Source organism: Laspinema sp. D2d, from assembly GCF_025370755.1.
Taxonomy (GTDB): domain Bacteria; phylum Cyanobacteriota; class Cyanobacteriia; order Cyanobacteriales; family Laspinemataceae; genus Laspinema.
In genome coordinates, this window is sequence record NZ_JAMXFC010000057.1 from 1 (window position 1) to 20,566 (window position 20,566).

14 protein-coding genes are annotated in these 20,566 nt (G+C 47.7%); 5 read left to right on the top strand and 9 right to left on the bottom strand.

Annotated features, from left to right (window positions below; all coding sequences use genetic code 11):
- The coding region (locus NG796_RS24785; RefSeq protein ID WP_261210011.1) for a WD40 repeat domain-containing protein at positions 1-760 on the top strand (760 nt) is incomplete at its 5' end.
- 270 nt (positions 761-1,030) lie between these two features.
- Here NG796_RS24785 and NG796_RS24790 read toward each other — a convergent pair.
- Positions 1,031-1,840, bottom strand: a complete 810-nt coding sequence (locus tag NG796_RS24790; protein WP_261210013.1) for an SDR family oxidoreductase — start codon at positions 1,838-1,840, stop codon at positions 1,031-1,033.
- A gap of 346 nt (positions 1,841-2,186) precedes the next feature.
- On the opposite strand from NG796_RS24790, the gene NG796_RS24795 reads away from it, so the two are divergent.
- Positions 2,187-3,449, top strand: a complete 1,263-nt coding sequence (locus NG796_RS24795; protein WP_261210015.1) for a bifunctional sterol desaturase/short chain dehydrogenase — start codon at positions 2,187-2,189, stop codon at positions 3,447-3,449.
- Between the two features lie 1,944 nt (positions 3,450-5,393).
- Here the strand turns inward: NG796_RS24795 and NG796_RS24800 are convergent.
- The gene (locus NG796_RS24800) at positions 5,394-6,137 is read right to left on the bottom strand and encodes a DUF72 domain-containing protein (protein WP_261210017.1); all 744 of its coding nucleotides are present in this window, start codon (positions 6,135-6,137) and stop codon (positions 5,394-5,396) included.
- Positions 6,138-6,589: 452 nt separating this feature from the next.
- Here NG796_RS24800 and NG796_RS24805 point away from each other — a divergent pair, with 452 nt between their 5' ends.
- Entirely contained in the window at positions 6,590-7,018 is a 429-nt protein-coding gene (locus NG796_RS24805; RefSeq protein WP_261210018.1) for a DoxX family protein, read from the top strand.
- 450 nt (positions 7,019-7,468) lie between these two features.
- Positions 7,469-8,656 (top strand): type I restriction endonuclease, encoded by a 1,188-nt coding sequence (locus tag NG796_RS24810; protein WP_261210020.1) that lies wholly within the window; start codon positions 7,469-7,471, stop codon positions 8,654-8,656.
- Positions 8,657-8,743: 87 nt separating this feature from the next.
- Here NG796_RS24810 and NG796_RS24815 read toward each other — a convergent pair whose 3' ends face one another.
- The 4 genes from NG796_RS24815 to NG796_RS24830 form a co-directional block, all read right to left on the bottom strand.
- On the bottom strand, positions 8,744-11,218 hold the full coding sequence (locus NG796_RS24815; RefSeq protein WP_261210022.1) for a DUF5906 domain-containing protein: 2,475 nt from the start codon (positions 11,216-11,218) through the stop codon (positions 8,744-8,746).
- 912 nt (positions 11,219-12,130) lie between these two features.
- Complete coding sequence (locus tag NG796_RS24820; protein ID WP_261210024.1) at positions 12,131-12,910, bottom strand: LapA family protein; 780 nt, start codon at positions 12,908-12,910, stop codon at positions 12,131-12,133.
- Between the two features lie 106 nt (positions 12,911-13,016).
- Positions 13,017-13,637, bottom strand: a complete 621-nt coding sequence (locus NG796_RS24825; RefSeq protein WP_261210041.1) for a flavin prenyltransferase UbiX — start codon at positions 13,635-13,637, stop codon at positions 13,017-13,019.
- Between the two features lie 341 nt (positions 13,638-13,978).
- On the bottom strand, positions 13,979-16,384 hold the full coding sequence (locus tag NG796_RS24830) for a ribonuclease R family protein (protein WP_261210025.1): 2,406 nt from the start codon (positions 16,382-16,384) through the stop codon (positions 13,979-13,981).
- 936 nt (positions 16,385-17,320) lie between these two features.
- Between NG796_RS24830 and NG796_RS24835 the strand changes: the two genes are divergently transcribed.
- Positions 17,321-18,190, top strand: coding sequence for a hypothetical protein (locus NG796_RS24835; protein ID WP_261210027.1), 870 nt, complete (start codon positions 17,321-17,323; stop codon positions 18,188-18,190).
- 237 nt (positions 18,191-18,427) lie between these two features.
- Here NG796_RS24835 and clpP read toward each other — a convergent pair whose 3' ends face one another.
- The 3 genes from clpP to NG796_RS24850 form a co-directional block, all read right to left on the bottom strand.
- Complete coding sequence (clpP, locus tag NG796_RS24840; RefSeq protein WP_261210028.1) at positions 18,428-19,033, bottom strand: ATP-dependent Clp endopeptidase proteolytic subunit ClpP; 606 nt, start codon at positions 19,031-19,033, stop codon at positions 18,428-18,430.
- A gap of 603 nt (positions 19,034-19,636) precedes the next feature.
- On the bottom strand, positions 19,637-19,813 hold the full coding sequence (locus NG796_RS24845; RefSeq protein ID WP_261210030.1) for a hypothetical protein: 177 nt from the start codon (positions 19,811-19,813) through the stop codon (positions 19,637-19,639).
- A gap of 519 nt (positions 19,814-20,332) precedes the next feature.
- The gene (locus NG796_RS24850) at positions 20,333-20,554 is read right to left on the bottom strand and encodes a hypothetical protein (RefSeq protein WP_261210031.1); all 222 of its coding nucleotides are present in this window, start codon (positions 20,552-20,554) and stop codon (positions 20,333-20,335) included.
- Between the last annotated feature and the right edge of the window lie 12 nt (positions 20,555-20,566).

Sequence of the window (20,566 nt, forward strand, 5' to 3'; positions counted from 1 at the left end):
ACGCACTCTCACCGGGCATAGTAGTGGCTGGAAAGCATCCGTAGCCATCAGCGGCGATGGGCAACGGGTGGTTTCCGATTCAGACGATAACACCCTGAAAGTGTGGAATTTGGCCACCGGGAAGGAAGAACGCACTCTCACCGGGCATAGTAGTGGCTGGAAAGCATCCGTAGCCATCAGCGGCGATGGGCAACGGGTGGTTTCCGATTCAGACGATAACACCCTGAAAGTGTGGAATTTGGCCACCGGGAAGGAAGAACGCACTCTCACCGGGCATAGTAGTGGCTGGAAAGCATCCGTAGCCATCAGCGGCGATGGGCAACGGGTGGTTTCCGGTTCAGACGATAACACCCTGAAAGTGTGGAATCTGACCACCGGGGAGGAGGAACGTACCCTCACCGGGCATAGTGGCTCGGTAACTGCCGTAGCCATCAGCGGTGATGGGCAACGGGTGGTTTCCGGTTCTTATGATAACACCCTGAAGGGGTGGAATCTGGCTACCGGGGAGGAGGAACGCACTCTCACCGGGCATAGTGGCTCGGTAAGTGCCGTGGCCATCAGCCCTGATGGACAACGGGTGGTTTCCGGTTCAAGGGATAAAACCCTGAAAGTGTGGAATCTGGCCACCGGGGAGGAAATCGCCAGTTTTACGGCTGATGCTGCCTTACCCTGCTGTGCCATTGCCCCCGATGGGGTGACGGTGGTGGCGGGGGATGATTTTGGGCGGCTGCATTTCCTGCGGCTGGAAGGATTCCCCTAACGGTGAAAAAATTTTCTCACAATCTTCGTTTTATACAGAAAAACGATTTTTCACTCCGACAATTTCTGCCATTATTCTCAAATCACCCCGATGAAATATAATCCAAACATTCATCATTGCCAACCCATCCGATCGCGTGATGATGATTATTCCCCTGTTACCCTGAAATTCCCACCCATTTCCCCCCGGGTGAATGAGATGAATTTGTCATCATGCCGCATCATGGGTTTGGGGAATTGCCGTAGCGGGGTTTGGGGGGAGGGAGTTGATTTACCCTTGACCTTGGGCAAAGGCGGGATATAATGTCATACCGCCATCGACGAAGATGGTTTCTCCATGTACATAGTCTGACTCATCCGAGGCTAACCAGACGGCGACTTTGGCGACATCTTCGGGAACGCCAATCCGTTTGTAGGGAATCAATTTGAGCAGTGCGGCTTCGTCTTCGGGGGTATCCCAGGCATCTTCATTAATGGGAGTTTTAATCGCACCGGGGGCGATGCCATTGACGCGAATGCGGTGGCGGGCAACTTCTTGGGCGATACTTTGCATAAATAGTTTGATTCCGCCTTTAGATGCGGCATAGTTGGAGTGACCGGCCCAAGGTATCACTTCATGGACGGAACTGATAAAGATAATTTTACCGGCAGCGCGCGATCGCTCCTCAACCACACCCCGACGCATAAATTCTTTCACCGCTTCTCGGGTACAGAGAAATTGTCCCGTGAGGTTAACATCCATGACTTTTTGCCATTGTTTTAGGGTCATGTCAACCAGATTTGCATCTTGCTGAATCCCGGCATTATTAATTAAAATATCAATCGTGCCAAACTGTTCACAGAGTTGAGAGAACATTTTCTGCACATCCTCTTCTTTGCTGATATCCCCTTGAATGGCGATCGCCTCACTCCCCTGAGATTTAATTTCGTCAACCACTTTCTCTGCCCCTTCTGGACTGCTACGATAGTTCACGACCACTTTCGCCCCAGCCTTTCCCATCCCCACAGCAATTCCGGCCCCAATTCCTGAACTTGAACCCGTCACCAAAACCACTTGATTTTCTAAAAGTTTTCCATTCATCAGCGTATTCTCCCCACGGGAAATGATATTTGAAGATATTAAATTCTGCTTTAGTGTACGAGGTCGTCCTCGGCTTCTCAAACCGCCCAGAGATAGAGATGGGTCCAGAAATTCCGCAGAAATTGGGCAAATTTATGCAGGGTCGCGAAGTTAGAGTACACTAATCAAGATTGACTGTAAAGTTCTGTAACGGCGTGAAGGTTCAGGCTGTTGCAGCCGCTTGATTCGGCATTCGGATCCGTCAATCACACCGCAATTGGGCTGCATAGTCCCAGACTCTGCCAATTTTGGTGGATGGATTTGCGGGTAATCATCCTCGTTTAAAAAAAGGTGTATTGATCTGACTATGATCCCTATTTGGATTGCAACAGTAGCTTGGGGACTCGGTTCTATTCTGTGGGCGGAACTGGTACGAGATTTGTATCATGCTTTTGCTCATGTTTGGCAACCTCTCTATCGCTTGCACGTTTGGCATCATCGGGTTTTTCGTCCGAATCTCACCCCAGCGAGTGAGGAGATTTATCAACAAGCGCATTGGCGCAATGACGTACCTGAGGCCCTGGTAATGCTGGGGTTTGGGCTGTTGTGGTGGTTAGGGGCCTATCTGTTTCTTCCGAGTTACCATTGGGTTGCTGGGATTGGTTGTCTTTATACCCTCTGCTTTGTAGGCAGTGCGATCGCCCGGGGTTCGGGAGTTCCAGGGGCCGATCGCCTCACGGATTTGACCCATCAACCGGGTCCTTTTGCCACTCCCCCCTCACGATGGTTTGTGAATCGTCCCTACCACTGGCGACACCACTTTGATAACCAAAATGCTTACTTTTGCGGGACGTTTACCTTTATAGATAAACTGATGGGAACGGCACTTTCTCTCAAAGGCAAAACGGTAGCAGTAACTGGGGCTTCTGGAACCTTGGGGCGATCGCTGTTGTTGCATCTCCATGAAGCAGGGGCCAAAGTTATCGCCCTGACTTCTGGTAATGAGGCGATCGCCTTAACCCTAGAGTCAGAAACCCTGGAAGTGAATACCGTTACCTGGCAAATTGGTCAAGAAAACGAGTTAGCGGCGTTATTGGAAAAGGTCGATATTCTCATCTTGAATCATGGGATGAACGTACATGGCGATCGCACTCCAGAGGCGATCGCGACTTCCTATCAAGTTAATGCCTTTTCCTCCTGGCGGTTGATGGAATTGTTTTTCACCACCGTTCGTACCAATCAAGACATCGCCCGTAAAGAAGTTTGGGTTAACACTTCCGAAGCAGAATCCAATCCCGCCTTTAGTCCCCTGTATGAACTCACCAAACGCACTCTAGGGGATTTAGTCACCTTGCGGCGATTAGATGCACCTTGCATTGTTAGGAAATTGATTCTCGGCCCCTTTAAAAGCAACCTCAATCCCATTGGGGTCATGTCTGCGGATTGGGTTGCTAAACAAATTGTCAAACAAGCCAAAGCAGATAATCGGAACATCATCGTCACCATTAATCCCCTGACTTTTTTGACCTTTCCCATCAAAGAACTGTTGAACTCAGTTTACTTTAAACTGTTTAGCCGTCCCCCGATTCAGGGAACCCAACCCTCAGAAACAAATCACTCCTTGCCTTAACAACAGGTAGGATTCCTACCCAAACAACCTTCACGGCATCAGCACAAGCGACCCTTCCTAATCCCAGACTCAAAACCAACAATCCCGCCGGTATTTCTACCAGCGGGATTGTCTCTTATTTTGCTTTATTAAAAAGACCTTACGGCCTGTCTTATAAGCACCTAATCTTGGTGCGCTTTCTTATGTTTTTAATATAACTGAATTGTCGGGGAAAGTTTATCCCTCTTTGGATAGAACCTGTTGCTACCTCTAGGGAACAGATCCAATCTAGTTTTAGCTAAAACAGACCCTCTGAAAACTACCAGTTTTTACTCCAATTCACGAATACAGTCCCGTTCACAATCAACAATCCCACTAGAGGGCTTCTAGTGGGATTGTCTGTTATTTTAATTTATTAAAAAGACCTTGCGGCCTGTGTTATAAACACCTAACCTTGGTGCGCTTTCTTATGTTCTTAATATAACTGAATCATCCCTGAAAGCCTATCCCTCTTAAGATAGAACCTGTTGCTACCTCTAGGGATAAGCAATCACCCTGTTAGGCACTCCTTGAGCAGGGATTCAGGAGTGAAGAAACCCGCACCCTCAAGGGTGGGGTTACACAGATAAAGCCCGCCTACCCGGGCTACTTTATAAAAACTCCTTTTGAAAATAAGGGAGTGGAGTATTACGCCCATTTTCAGACAAATTTTTTGATAAAAATCAATAATCCCGCTAGAGTCTCTCTAGCGGGATTATCTGTTATTTTAATTTATTAAAAAGACCTTGCGGCCTGTCTTATAAGCACCTAACCTCGGTGCGCTTTCTTATGTTCTTAATGTACCCGAACTCTAGGGCAATGTTTATCCCCCTACAGATAGAACCTGCTTCTACCTCTTCTAGTAGCCTCTGAGTAGCAACGATACATCTCCTAGATTGCTGGTGGGAAACAGAAATTATCAACTTCTTTAAACCAACAATCCCGCTAGAATATTTCTAGCGGGATTGTCTCTTATGCTGGATTTATAATGGGGGCTTACTAAAAAGGCCCTGGGCCTGTGTTATGAACACCCTGTCGGTGCGGTTTCTTATGTGTTTAATGTAGCCGATCTCTGGGGCAAAGTTTATCCCTCTACAGATAGAAGTTACCTCTATCTCTTGCGGTAGCCTGTTGGTGGCGACGCATACCCCAGAGATTTATTTGGATAGCAACGTACAGATAGATTGCTGTTGGAAACCGGAAATTATCAACTCATCAAAACCAACAATCCCGCTAGAATATTTCTAGCGGGATTGTCTCTTATGTTGATTTATAATCGGGGCTTACTAAAAAGGCCCAGGGCCTGTGTTATGAACACCCTGTCGGTGCGGTTTCTTATGTGTTTAATATAACCGAACCTGGAGAGCCAGTTTATCTATCTACCGGCAGAACCTTCCTCTACCTCTTCTGGCTGGCAAGGACCCTCTCCACGGGCGATCGCCTTTACCCATGAGAGTCAACCCCTCAAAATCAATAATCCCGCTAGAATATTTCTAGCGGGATTATCTCTTATATTGATTTATTAAATCGGTTTAGTAAAAAGACCGTGAGGTCTGTTTGATGAACACCATCTTTGGTGCGGTTTCTTATGTGCTTAATATAACTGAACCTCTCAAGCAAATTTATCTATCTACAGATAGAACCTGCTGCTACCTCTACGGGTAGAGAACCCTGGGTAAAGACAATGAAACCTTTGCCAGCCCTGCTTTGTAGCTGGTTTGACTCAAGGTAATACAGGGCAAGGAAAACCCGAAAATTAACAATCCCACCAATGTTGCCACAGGTGGGATTGTCTGTTAATCTAAATTTTTTAAAAAGACCAGGGGTCTGTATTATGAACACCGAACTCGGTGCGGTTTCTTATGTTTTTACTGTATCCAACTTTTTTAGCATATTCATCCCTCTACCGATAGAACCTGCCTCTTGTCAACAAGTCCCATTCTCTAAAAAAGTTTTTAACTTAGAAGCATTCCTGACGGCATTTCCCGCGCCGTCGTTGTTGAAGTAGACAAAGGTACTCCGCCCTTGACTTTCCCACTCGCAAAGACGTGAAGCCCACCAAGACAAATCCTCATCGGAGTAGGAGCCACCGTACAGGAAGTGGCGATCGGGACCGTGAAGCCGGACATATACGAAAGGCGCTGTGGCGCGCAGGATGCAGGGCAGGTGCGCCCCACTCATTACACAGTAAGCGACTCCAAAGCGTTCCAGGAGTGAAAATACCTCATCTATGTGCCAGCTTGGGTGTCGGAATTCGATCGCTGCTTTTATCCAGGGGGGCAATTGTTCTAGGAAGTAGGCTAGGCGGGCTAAGTCGCAGCCAAACTGAGGGGGAAGCTGGACGAGGAGAATGCCGAGGCGATCGCCCAGGCATTTGAGTCCCCCGCTTATGCGTGCCAACCAGTTCTCTGGGGAGTAAAGGCGTTGGTAGTGTGTTAAACCTCGGGGCGCTTTTATGCTCATCAAAAATCCTTGGGGGAGGCGGCGCTGCCAGTTCGTAAAGGCTGCATCTGGGGGCCATCGATAGTAAGTGCTGTTAACTTCGACGGTTTGATAGTGCTGGATATAGTAATCCAGCCGGGAACGCGGCGCTAACTGGTAGGGATAAAGCACACCTTCCCAATGTTGATAACTCCAACCTGAAGTGCCGATGCAAATGGTCATTGTCATTTACTCCAATGCAAATTTTGTGTATATATGAATTTTAAACGTTGCTTCAATAGCACCTCAATAGACCTCTTGCAAAAAAAAGGATTGATCCCCCCAACCCCCCTTAAGAAGGGGGGCTTTTGTGTATATATGAATATTAAACTTTGCTTAAATAACACCTCAATAGACCTCTTGTAGAAAAAAGGATTGATCCTCCAAACCCCCCTTAAAAACGCCAATCGGCTTTAAAGAATTTTGCAAGCAGTCTAATAAAGGTCGAGAGGCTCTCATACCAAATCCGGAGTTCAAGAGTCAGTTTTCGCTTTTAGCCCGCGCAGGCGGGCTTTGTTCGTATAGCCCCAGGCTTCAGCCTGCGGGGTTTCTGTTTTGGTAGTCTCTGCAATAATACTCAAGGTAGAGGTAACAATAAACTCAAGATTGCTAAGGTTGGGTTACGTTCTATTTTTGATGTTATGACTTCAAACAACAACACGCCCAATCGGCTTAAAGAAATTCTCCGAGTTGTCTTATCAGTAGCCATCATTGTAGTAGGCATTACCCACTTTACTCATCCCGAGCAATATGTCAGAATTGTGCCACCTCAATTACCTTATCCGGCTGAGTTGGTCTACATTAGTGGATTTTTTGAGATTTTAGGAGGAATTGGGTTACTGATTCCGTTTGTCAGCGTTGCGGCTGCCTGGGGACTAATGGCTTTGTTTGTTGCGGTTTTTCCCGCTAATATCAATCAGGCGCTTAATAGTATTCCCATTGAAGGCATTCCTCATCATCCTTGGATTTACTGGGCTAGATTGCCTTTTCAGGCTGTTCTAATTGCTTGGGCTTGGTGGTACACTCAAAAACCAGAGGAACAACCAGGCTCTTTTAAAGAACAATTATAGCGGTTGGTTCGCTGATGAGTTCTAGTTGCATCAATTGCTGAAAGAGCATATATTGTGGATGCCTTATCGCAAGTTGAGATTCAAAGACTGGGTATAACCCCTGGGGTTAAATTTTGGGTCGGGTCCTGGTCCTACTCCGACCCTTGTTGTCATTCATTACAGCGATCGCCGCCATAATCCATGCAAAGATTTCTACTCAGTCGGGCTTCATATCCGATAACATAGACCTCTAGCGACCTTTAATATTCGGTTTCGAGACCCGGCTTTAGCATTAACGATTTTAGTGAATTGTGATGTAGATTACCGCCAGTTTATGTCGATTTTAGAGCCTAGCCCGACTCTTGTAAAGATAAGTAAAATAATTTATTTTAATATAAAGACATCTCAATCCGGATCTACCTAAAGTGGTAATGTAGTAAAAAAGTCCAAGCAAAACCACTGGAGTACAATATGGGATTCGTGGAAGATATCGCCAAGGTTGCTGTACAAGTTCGCAAAAATGCTGATTTGGTTGTTGGAGAACAAGCCACAAAACTACAGCTCATTTTACCATTTTTGCAGGCCCTGGGATATGATATCTGGGATCCATCTGAGGTAATACCAGAATCGATTTCTGATGCTGCCACCAAGAAAAAGGCAGGGCAACTAGAGAAAGTAGACTATGCGATCGCCATTAATGATACGATCATCATGTTGCTTGAAGCCAAAGCCCGCAACGAAAAACCAGAACCTCATAGTGGGCAGTTATGTCGGTATTTTAATGCGAAACTTTCCGCTAAAGTCGGCATTTGTACGAATGGGGTTGAATATCGATTTTTCACGGATCTCCGCAATGAAAATATGATGGACAAAGAGCCATTTTTTATCTTTAACCTCTTTGACTATCAGCCTAAAAATTTAGAAAGTTTAAAGCTATTTCACCGCGATAACTTTGATAGCGTCGCCATTAAACTTGAAGCCGAAGAAATGGTTTTTGTGAAAGGAATGGCGGTTTTAATCGGAAATCTTTTAAAAGATCCTTCAGACGAGTTAGTTCGCTTTTTAATGGGGGAGTTGAGTAAACTCGATGACGGCTATGCCATTGATGGAAAAATAACGAGTAAAAAAGTTCAGCAGTTCAAACCGATCGCCAAAAAAGCAATTCAAACCTGTTTGTTAGAATTGATGACGCGATCGCTTACTCAGGAAATGCAGCAACCCAGTTCCGTGACACCCCTACCGACCCCAGCGAATTCTACACTGGACGATGATGACTCGGGACCTAATGGAGCGGAATTAGAAATTGTTACCACTGAAGAAGAACTAGCAGCGTTTGAAAAAATAAAAGCGATCGCAGCAACTTCCAGCGCCTATAAATTTGAACTCAATCATAGAGATACAGTTTCCTACTTTGGGATCAATCTAGGTAAAACAACTTGGTGGTTCTTACGTTTTTATCTAACCCCCAAGAAAAAAAGTTTTATTACCCGACTTCCCTTAGAGGAAATTGAACCCCTGGCTGCTGGGTTTGAAGTGCAGGGAGTCTCTGCATCATTAGGAGGTGCAGCATCCCGAGTGGTTATTTCTGATATCAGGGATTTAGACAAACTCGCACCTCTGCTGCTCAAATGTTATGAAACTGAAGCCGCAAAACATTAGGCGAATTGAGAAACATCAACTTGAAAATCGGGTTTCTGATTCCATTTGTAACTGAGTCAGAAACTCGATTTTTATCTGAAATTCTGCCTAAAATGGAGGATTAAGCCATTTTAAACCCTTCAAAAATGTGCCTTGTTCATCCCCGCCTTTTTTCGCTTTCGGAAACATAGACAAGAGACGAACCGGAACCTGATTTAGGGTTTTGCAATGCCGATCGCTGGCAGAGGGTAAGTCGTACCACAGCAGTTTCTCCCGAGTGCGATCGCTACTTTCTACCTGTAAAATCCCCGTATCCTGATACCATTGGCGCAACTTTTGCCAAATCTCCTGGACATAAACTCGGGAATCTGGGTCCTCCACTAACCCGGAATCCTTGACAAATTGCCACAAATGTTCCGAAGCGCATTGGATCTGGGTCATCGCTTCCTGGGTGGGACTATAGTCAATCCCATCGCGCATCAACCGTTGTAATGCCTCCAAGAGTCGGTTCAGATAGGCAGGCAGCACTTTGGATTTTAAAAACTCCGGGTCATATTTGAATCGAGGATCCGCAGGCAATTCCCCGCGTCGGGGGTTGGGATTGACAGCAAAGGTTTTGGTAAACGGGAGGACCGCATAGCGACTGCGAATCGCTTCCATGACTCCCGCCAGTTCCGGAATATCGTTCCAGTTAAAGATAAACACCGCATTAATCGCGGTTTCATAATCATCCTTGCCTTTGCGTTCAATCACAAAAGACCGATCGCCGGTAATGGCAATTTTCAAACATTGTAGGCGGTCCAGGGCCTCGGCGTTGCGATTTTCTGAGGGCCAATTCACCCGGGACCCTTCCAATCGGGCAACGGGAAACAAACGCCCGCGATCGGCTTGTTCAAAGGCTTCCACGGAAACTGAGGTGAGTCCCTGATAGCCATACAGCATGGCAGTGACTTCCCGCAAACTATCCTTCCCATTGTTGCCATCCCCTTTGGCAAGCAATGCTTTAACCATTCGTCCTTTCAGGCGGCGGACCGATTCTAAATCCAGGGAGGCGGCAATGGTTTTGAGGAAAATATCCCGATATTGGGGTTCCAGACATTCCAGGAGGCGATCGCAATCCATCGGATCCGCCTCGGGGTCATACGTCACCAGGGGTTGATACAGATAAAAATGTTGGCGGGGGTCATGGGGGACCAGTTTCCACGACGGCTGACCCTTGCGAGTAAACGAGAGTTGGAGTACCCCATTGGTGCAATTCAGTCCCGGGGGATTCACCCGTCCCGGCGCGATCGCAAACATCAGTTTCACCCATTCCAGGGCTTTTTTCACACTGCTGGAACTGGCGTAAGGATAGCGAATGTGACCTTTGACATCAATGGGAAAGGAATTGCAAAATTGCGTAATTCGATAGAGTTCTACGGCATTCGGTGAAGCTTCATAATAGGTCCCCTGCCATGCATAGAGGGTATTGTTGACGCAAATCCAAGGGCGATCGCCATAGAGGAACTTAACGATCGCCTGGTTAAACTCCACCACCGGGAAAAAGCTATCGTAACTTTCGGTTTCCAGGGTTTGGGAGTTCCGCTGAGTCCCTTGGCGAATCACCCGTTCTAACCGTTGAATCAAGTCTGAGGGAATTGCCGAATTTTCTAGCATTTCCCGAATATCGCCCTTTTCCGGCAAGTCGGGATCAATCTGCGTCGGGTCTAGTTCCAAACAAGGAACGCCCACTTTCGCTGCTGCTGCCGACACTTTCGCCGCCTTTTTCCGCCCCGTTTCATCGCGATCGGGGAGGACGGCGATCGTTGCCTTCTCATTGGCATGGCGCAAGCGAATCAAAAAACTCTCAATTTCCACATCCGTCCAGGCGCTACCTTGAAACGTCACCGCAGCTAACCCCAGAGTTCGGGCAATTTCTACACAGCCTTCCCCTTCCAGCAATAACAATACCGGAAACCCGTCTACCACGCGGGCGCTGGCTGCTAATGCTTCCGTTTCTCGATAGGCTTTCCAGGGGTCATTCCCTTTACTCCAAATCGGCAATCCATCTTCATTCAGGTGACATTGACGAAAGGTTTTTTTATGCCCTTTGCGCTGTTTGGGGTCCAGCCATTCAAAGCGATACACCACCTGGGTCTCACTGTAGTTATAACGGATTTCCACCGCATGATTCGGGACCCCTTTCGGCTGGAAGGAGAGTTTTTGGGATTTAGGGGGAATCCCCGGTTGGCGCAACCTTGCTAAAACCGCTTGTCCCTCGGGGAAGGGGGCGGGTTTAAAGGATTTTTGGACAGTTTTTTGGCGCTGTGATCCCGGGGAAATCCCAGAAGTGGGGCGATTGCCCAAGGTAGCCCGAATGTCTTTACATTCGCACCCATTCCAACATTGATAGGCCCCGCTTTGGGGATCAACCGTTAGATTCTGTCCCTGACAGACTGGGCAAATATAGCGATTTTTCTTTCCCGCCACGGGTTCTAAGGTTTCTACCCAGTTGAGCATATTAAATGGACTCCCACTGGCAACCTTGGCGGCTACAGATAGGAATTCAGCGTTCATGCTGGCATCACGGGTAGAATTGAACACGATTGGCTCCTTTAACTAGGTTTACACTGCACCAGGGCGTTCCACGCCGAAACTGGTATTTCCAGGGAATGGTCAAATGGAATGAATAGGGCGATCGCCCGTCTTACCCAGACTGGCAATAGCGAACTGTCTTACGGGTAAATACAGGGGGATTCCCTGCCCACGCACCCTTATCGTTTAGGGTGTTGCGTTAGGTCTATTGGATGGGATGGGGCCGTCTCAAGCCCCTTTGTCTTACAGGTTCTGCGTCCCATGTTGCGCAATTGCATTTTAGCAATCGAACATAAGATAATCGCAAAGATTACAAGGGGGTCTCTCCTGATCGGTTTTCCAGTACCACGGGAAAAAATAATACCATTTTTGTCCCGGTCTCCACCATAAAAATAAGATAAAGTCTCGGTCCTTTTTCCTAGCCAAACCAAGGCCCTCGCGGGACCCTCTGCCTTCATGTTCTGGACTCTGCAATCCCCGTCGCTGTGACTCACCAGGCATCGATCGGTAATCCGGAACCTGCAATGCGATCGCCCTCTTCTGGGGGTCCATCTCTACGGTATCTCCACCCCAGCGATCGGGCTTTCATCTCACTTTCATCAACAGCAAGTTTGCTGATCCTGATTTGCCTTTCCCTTCACTTCACCTCCGGTCCCCTTGCCTTGCGAAGGGCAGGGTTAGGGTGGGGTCCACTCCCCAGAAATTAAACATAAGTCATTGCGGGTCCGTATAGCCTCCGGTCCCCTCCCCTGTGTCTTGGGCAGGGTTAGGGTGGGGTCCCTCTGTTAACAAGCAAAGCGCGATCGCCCGACTTTAATAAGGGAAGGGGACCCGATCTCTCAAAATCTCGTTGGGGAGTTAGGTTGGCAATGAAATGACAAAACGACTGAAGTCGTGTCTTCAAAACAAACCGTTAAATCCTTACCACTCCTCACGGCGACGACGAATAGTAGTCCAATCATCACTAGAACCGGGAGTGTTGGGGGGTTCGGGTGTTGGCAATTCTTCCAGAATCGGTTCAACGATCGCCTCTGAAGATTGTTCCTCCGGTGGTTTTTCTACCGAGGGGGGTGGGGTGACAATTCGGTAATCTGCTTCGTAGGGGGAATTGCCTGTTTCACCGCCAGACTCTCGATTCTGGTCATAACTATAGGAATAGCTGGATCCGACCCAAGACTCAGCAACGGGTTCGCGGACCACTTCATAATTGTAGCCCTCGCTGTCCCCCGATTCTTGAAAGGATTGGGCATTAGGTTCGTCTAGGAAGTCCTCATCTTCATCAATCCAGTTTTCTTCTTCCAGTTCTCTATTAGAAACAGGGATGCGGCTGCCCGGTTCCCCAGTTCGCGTGAACCGATTCGGGACATCATCCTGAATCACCGTGGCGTTATTGCGTGATAAGGGGGGTTCGCTGCGATTTCCCCGAGGCGGTGGGGGGGCGATGGGTTCCGCTGGGCGCTGGGCGCGGCGGGGTCTGGGGTTGCGGGTATCCCAATAACGATAGAGTCCGAATAAAATAGCGATCGCCCAAGCTGTCACAACACCCAAGGCGATCGCTGCTAGAATCCACACCGATAGGGGCAGCGCAATCGACCTCATGCCTAAAAACACCAAGGTTAGGGATGGCGACGTATTTTGCAAAGCAAAAATTGTCAATCCCCCCAAGATAACCAACAGCAGTACATTCCAAAATTCACGCATATTTTATTTTCTGATTCATTAATCCCGGCCAGGGATTCCCACAGTTTCCCCGCTTTCCAGGACTTATTTTAGCATCCGAAATTCGCCTGTGGGCCTCCTTCCTCCTTCAATCATGCCCTTCCCAGCGCTGAATCGGTACGCAGTCAATGTCCACTTGATCCAATGCCCGAGCGATGGTAAAATCTACTAAATCCTCAATGGTTTGGGGTTTGTGATACCAAGCCGGAATCGCTGGGACAATTCGGGCACCCGCTTCGGCTAAGGTTGTTAAATTCCGCAAATGAATCAAACTAAAGGGTGTTTCCCGAGGGACAATCACCAGTTTTCGGCCTTCCTTGAGTTGAACATCTGCCGCCCGTTCTAATAAGCTTGAACTCAATCCTGTGGCTATTTTAGCCACGGTACTCATACTGCAAGGAATGACCAACATTCCCAAGGTCCGGAAGGAACCGCTGGCAATGTTTGCACCAACATCTTGCCAGGGATGACAAGTCAATTTACCCTGTGTGACGCTTCCGGCGCGATCGCGCCAAAATATCTCTTGTTGTGCGGGTTCGGCAGGCATTCTAACATTCTCTTCCGCTTGCCAAACCATATAGGTTGATTTGGATGCAACCAGTTCAACTCGATAATCGGCCTCTAACAAAAATTTAACCGTTCGTACCGCATAAATCAACCCAGATGCGCCCGATATACCCAGAATTAAAGGTCTGTTTTTATCGTTGATAAGATTCTCCTTTTTTGATGAATTAAGAGAGCGTTTAACCCTTAAAAAGTTGAAGGCCAAATTTCAGAATAAAATTGACTAAATATTATCCTATCATCCTGGGTAAAGTTTGTAAATAGACCCGGACTAGGGTGAGCAAATCCTTTGAATAAATCGCCAATCCCGCCTACACCTATCGATTTTTAAGGCACTCTCCAGAGGCAGGCTGTATCCCGATATTTTATCCTTAAACTTATAAAAGCCTTAAAAAATTAAGCCCGCGATCAAGCGGGCTTTATCCATTGTCTGGCCGAGTTTTTTCGGTCGGTTCCAGTAATGATAATTAAAAGATTCAAGGCCGATTAAATATCTTCCTCGTAATCATAGTAATTGCGTTCCCGTTCGCGATATTCGGTATAGTCTTCGCCACTGGCTTCACTGCCGCCACCCACTGCCACTAGGTCGATTTGTTGACGGTAGTAATCCACACTTTTAACTTGAACTTCGACGATATCACCTAAGCTGTATTGCTTACGATTTTTTCGACCGACGAGAGTTTGCAGGCGAGAACGATACTCGTACCAATCATCTTTGAGGGAGGAAACATGGACGAGTCCTTCCAGACGCAGAGGAATTCCTTCGGGTCCTTCCACTTCGATTTCCACAAAGAATCCGTAGGATTGAACGCCGGTGATTAATCCGCTGAAGGTTTCGCCGGTGCGCGCCTTCATCAGTCCAGCTTTTTTCAGTCCTTGCAGGTCCGCTTCTGCTTCTTGGGTGAGCTTTTCGCGATCGCTTAGATGACCGACGATGGTGGCAAAATGGCTCTCAAATTCGCTGTGAGTCGTCGGTGGCAGAACGTTCCAAGAAATTTCGCCGTGACTATGACTGCTGTGCAGATCCACATACTCTTTAGAGCGAGCCGATTTGCGATCGCGTCCTTCTTCAAAGACGGTTTTTAACAACCGTTGAACCAACAGGTCAGCATATCGCTGGACGGGGGAACAAAAGTGAGTATAACCCGTATTTAATGCCAATCCAAAGTGAGAACCAGGCGTTGTACTATAACTCGCCGGTTTTAAAGTATCTTCCAGCAAATAAGTGAGAACTCGCTCACATTGAGAGGCTGCAAATACTTCGGTAAAATCTTGGAAGTCAATAGGAGTAACTTCCTCGGGGTCATCCAGCAGGACTTCTACTCCCATATTGCTGGCAAGTTTGATCAGCTCATCGACTTGTTCCAGGTCAGGAGCAGCTTGCACGCGGTAAATTCCGGGAACTCCCAATTGCTGTAAGTGAGTCGCAACCAGTTGGTTAGCCAGAATCGTAAATTCACAGAGCATCCCTTGGGCGGTAATGTGAGAAGAGAGGGAAATTGCTCCCTCTGCGCCTTCATCATTATAAACCGAGGGACAAATCCCATATTGATTGGGAGGCAGATTGAGGTCAAATCCCCCACGACCGCGCCGCCAATTTTGCATGGTATAGCTCAATTGGAACATTTTTTCCAGGGCTTGAGCGATCGCCGCCGGTAAGGGTTCAGGCTCTTCCAGGGATTTTTGACGTTCTCGAAACTCCAACCACCAGGCCGGGATGATTTCTGGATCAAGGTGTTTCTCTTGCAATTTATCCAGAATCGGTTGGGCTTGGCGATCGCTCACTTGATAATCAACCTTGATGACACTGGGTTTGATTTCAAAATCTACCACCCCATCATCATCTAAAATGACCAATACCGACACCGCGAGGCGGTCTTCCCCAGTTAGCAACGAGCAGGAATCCAAGGCCAACTGTTCCGGAATAATCGGTAGTACCATATCCCCCAGATGTGCCGAAACCGATCGTCTGCGAGCTTCGCGATCCAACGCCGTATCTGGCTTGACATAGTGGGCCACATCTGATACATGAATTCCCAGACGCCATTCGCCACTTTTGAGGGTTTCCAGAGTAAACGCTTGTTCCACCGTCGGAATGGTACTGCGGAGTCTGGATGTGGGCATCAAAGCAATCGTTTGGAGACTGCGTAGATCTAAGCGCCCTTTAATCTCAGCCTTTCGCAGGGGTTTGGGTAAATCCGCGATCGCATCGAGAACGACTTGGGGGAAAGCGCGAGGCAAGTCATGCTTACAGCAAACAATATCCAGATCATTGGCATCTTCTGCATCGGATCCGAGGATTTGTGCGACACGCCCGAGGGGGGGATTGCTGCCTAGAGCATAACGCAACACTTCGACATGAACCAGATGTTCGACCGCATCGGCGAGGGAAACCCCATTTTGTTTGAGGTCAAGTTCAAACAACAAGCGATCGTCTAAAGGAACTGCTAAATAGCGATTCCCTGTTTGCTTGACTCTGGCGAGTACGGACGGGTTGGCACGTTCTAGGATTAACTTGACCTCGCCTTCGGGAGAACGACGACGAGAGCCTTCTTTAATGATATTCACCAACACGCGATCGCCATTCCAGGCATTACTCAAATGGCATTCGCGGATGTAAATATCTTCAGTTCCCTCCGTATCCTGAATCGCAAAGCAAAACCCCTTGCTAGAGCAGCGCAGTTTTGCTTCTACGAGACTTTCTTCCCAAACCCGCCGATATCGACCTTTTTCCTTGACAAGCACGCCGATTTTTTCCAACGCATCGAGCGCAATTTGTAAGTAGCGCGTGCTTTTTTCATCCTGACACCCCAGTTTCTTCTCCAAGATCTTGGGAGCGACCGATTTATCATCGGTAAAATTTGCCAGTAGTGTAGCGATTGAAAAGTCCATTCAGAGATCGATCCTTCTTTTATCCATTCGGTTCTCTTTCCAGGCATCAAATGTCTGGTGTTGCTGCTTGTTCTCTATCGAGTCGAGCCTCAAAGGTGACGCAAATGACGAATATCCCCTTATTGAACTCGTTTGACTTCAGACAAGCTATAGTGATGCCAACTTTCAAGCCAAAACAGTTGCATCGCGTCAATCCCCTGTCAGTTTTCAACGGAGGTCGTTATCGTATCATACTCCCCGATCGACCCATCCGAATCAGAACTTACAGACTCGGAAAGCGACGCGCCTCATGCGACTTTTTCAGCATCAGCGTCAAGTTTCCAAGCAATTCGAGCCAACAGTTGGCGAATGCTGGGGTCACTGACGGACTCCTTACCCAGAAAAACAGGAGGGTTGACCCACGCGAAATGCATTTGAAGGCGATCGCGCTTACATCCCTAAAGACCATGAAGAACACATACCCGATGCCGGGGTAGACTCGCCGGTGATTCATTAACCCGATCTATCCCAGGGACATTAGCCAAAGCGAAGGGGCGGTTGTTCGGTGTTGAACCCCCTACAAACTAGCTTGTCATGCTTGGGGATTGAACAGAGTTAGGATCTAAAGACACTGGAAAACTCTAACGAGTTGGTGCCGTATCTGTTAGATATCCCACTCATAAAAACGAGTTGTTGCTTGTTCTAGCGGCATGGTTTCTGGCTTTTCTCCCTAGGAAATTGATAGTTGCCGCTCTTCGTAGCTCTCTGGCGATCAATCGCGAGGGCTGTACTCAAAGGCGGCGGGTTTTGTCCTAGGGTCTTTCACAAGTGACCTGTTTTCTGGCATTGTAGCATTGAATGGCATTAAAATTCCCCGAAGCCAATTTCCCTCATTAAAATGTCAAGTATCCCCTTAAAATTCCCCGGACTGAATCTGCTCCCTTAAAATGTTAAGTATTGATACTACCCTCACCCATCATGTTGATTGAATTTCGCTCTCGCTATCCCACCGCCAGTTTAATTTCTGAATTACTCACCCTTCATCAAGGACTCTATGTGGTGCGGACCTTGGTACAAATGGATGGGGTGATCCTCGCCACGGGGATGGCGGCTGAACCGACGATCGAACAAGCGGAAGATCGTGCCCGAGTTCGGGCGATCGCGGTTTTAGGTACATCGGTTTCTGTCTCTGAGGCTACTCCTTCCCGCAACATCTCAGAGTCTCCGGTAACTGCACCGGCCTCGGCTCCCGCTTTTAATACGCTACATTTGGGACAAGGCAAAACCCGTGCTAGGCCCAGTTCAACCCCCATGAGTTCCCCCGGGTTTTCCGAATCTCAACGCTCGACTCCCCCGGAAACAGCCCCTGCATTCCCAGAGATTGAAAAGTCGGGTCCAAGTCCTGATCAATGGCTATCCGGTGGGGGATATTCGCCGACTCCTTCTACCCAGAGCGAATTTGCACCCCAGAGTTTACCTGAAACCTCTGGGTTTCCAGACAGTCCCACGGGGGTCGATGGTGATCCGTTCTCTGACTACAAATCCCCGGATGAACCCAAATCCGTTGTCCCGACTGAATATGGTGTTCCCAGTTCCAGTGTTCCAACTTCCCCAGAAATGACCCCTCCTAACGCGACTCAATCGGGTTCAGTGGATTTATCGGATGCGATCGCCCAAACCACTATTGAGATTAAACGCTTAGGCTGGACTAATGACCAAGGGCGCAACCATCTGAAACAGAACTATGGAGTCCCCTCTCGTTCTCTGCTTTCGGAAGACCAATTACTTGATTTCTTAACGTATCTTAAAACCCAGCCCAGCCCTTAGAAGGGATTGTCATCCCCAGATTTGAGGAGTTAGAGGGGAAAACTGGGACTTTTTCCAACGTTAACTCTAAAATTTTTGTAGGATTACCAGAGCTCAACAACTCGACCTCTAACTTAACTAGACAAAGCCCCCCTTTTGCTCCCATCCTACTCAGGATGGGAGCAAAAACAATCAATGTTAGGTCCAAGGGGTAGCCAGAGGTATAACAGTCTGTTCACCAGAGAACCCAACCGGGATTTAATTCACGGCTACCGGACGGTTAGCAGAGGGACGGCGATCGATGACCAGATCGATGAGTCCGTAGTCTACAGACTCTTGGGCGGACATGAAAAAGTCCCGTTCTGTATCTTGTTCAATCCGCTCAAGGGGTTGACCTGTATGCTCCGAGAGCAAAGTATTTAGGCGTTTTTTGTGGTAGAGAATTTCTTTGGCTTGGATTTCAATATCCGTCGCCTGCCCTTGAGCACCCCCGAGGGGTTGGTGAATCATGATTCGAGAATGGGGTAAGCTCATCCGCTTGCCTTTGGCACCGGCACTTAATAAGAAAGCGCCCATGCTGGCAGCTAATCCCAGACAAATGGTACAAACATCGGGGCGGATGTGGTTCATGGTATCGAAAATTCCCATGCCTGCGGTCACTGATCCACCGGGGGAATTGATATAGAGGTAGATATCTTTTTCGGCGTCTTCGGCTTCTAGGAACAGCAATTGGGCAACAATCAGGTTCGCTAGGTCTGCGTCCACCTGTTGTCCCAAAAAGACGATGCGATCGCGCAGGAGGCGGGAGTAGATATCAAAGGCGCGTTCACCACGCCCAGATTGTTCGATTACGGTAGGGATCATCTAGCTTGCCTGTTTACGTTACGTTTCTTAAATTTTACCTAAATCAGCAAGCATCCTCCCAGGTTGTCTGGATGTTTCTAGTCTCGGCCTCGTTTAAAGCCTGCTGGTCAAGGGTTCTGAACACTCAAGTTGAGGTATTGATCGGCTTTTGGGTGCCTCAGACCCTTGACTTAAATCTTTCCTAAATATGGAAAATTGGGCAAACCGTTCGGTTAGCCCTCCTCTGTCTACTTGAGCAGTTCTTGCTCATTCTATTGATTAATTCTTGAATTGGGACGAACACCACACTCCGACCGGATAGTACCTTGATAAGGTACGGTTTTCTCTCTGAACCCGATCGCCTTCCATGAGGTTTAATGGCGATCGCTCCTTAAACCCAGTCAGCTTTCCATCGCTGACCCGAGTTCTGTCATGAGGAATGAGAATGACCGAAAAAATGGCAGGATGCACCCTGTAATGAATTGCTGAGTTGCGCTGACGAATGAGCGCGAACCCCATAGACGGTAAGGATTTTTGGCTTCAAACTTGCATCGGTTCTGGTCTGTGTCGATCTGGACCTGGAAAGGATAAGCGCGATCAGCAATGGGGCGATCGGTTGGGTTCTTATCGTCCACTTCCGCGATGATCCGGTTCAGTGCCCCGAGCGACATCAGCGCTGGCAATTTGACTATTTGCATGGGAGTTATTTTCTTTTGAAGTAAGATATTCAATGCCAGAAAAGTTGGCATTCATCCCTAATAAAAGCAGGCTAGATAACACTAAGCATTTGTAGATGCTCATAGATAAATTCCTTTTTTGACTGTTATTTATCTCTACGGAATCTCTACAAAACATCCGGCTATTTTTTAAATTATTTGGGGTGAAACCCTCTCAGTGGTAACACTCCAAGATCCGGAACATTTCACATTCAAGTTCGTCTTATTCTTTAAATTAGTCAATCCTTTTAGCTCGGATTTAGCCCTACTGCGTTTGGCTTCTAGTCTCGTCATGCCCAGTTGGTCAAGAGAGATAGAACAGGACCTCAGTTCCCCCTCGGGGTACAAAATTATTCTTTTTCGGATTAAAAAACAAAGTGACCGCCACCTAATCCAATGGCAGTCTCTTCTCAAGTCGCTAGTCTCCCCACAGCGAATCTTGAAGGGTTATGGTCAGCGCCAGAATTACTTAATAAGAAGAAAAATTTAACCTTGCCCTATTATCAAAGTCGCCATTGACCCAGAGTTTGTTTAAAGCGGGTGAAGATCTAAATTAATCCCAAAATTTACACAATGTGAGACGTAGTAAGAATTAAGCAGTGAACTAACCTAGACCCAGGCGATCGCTGTAGGGAGAGTCTAGGATTAAAGATGAGGCTTGGGTCCGGTAACCCTTGGAGTTCCAGGCTGTAGAAATTTGGAAAATTCCGGACCCCAACCGATGTAAGCCTTCTGCTAAATAACACAGACTAAAAATTTTTCCATCGGGATAAAAATCAGGGAAGGACTGAGAATCCCCGAGATTTTCAATAAAATTAAAGTGCACTCTTTGAAACCT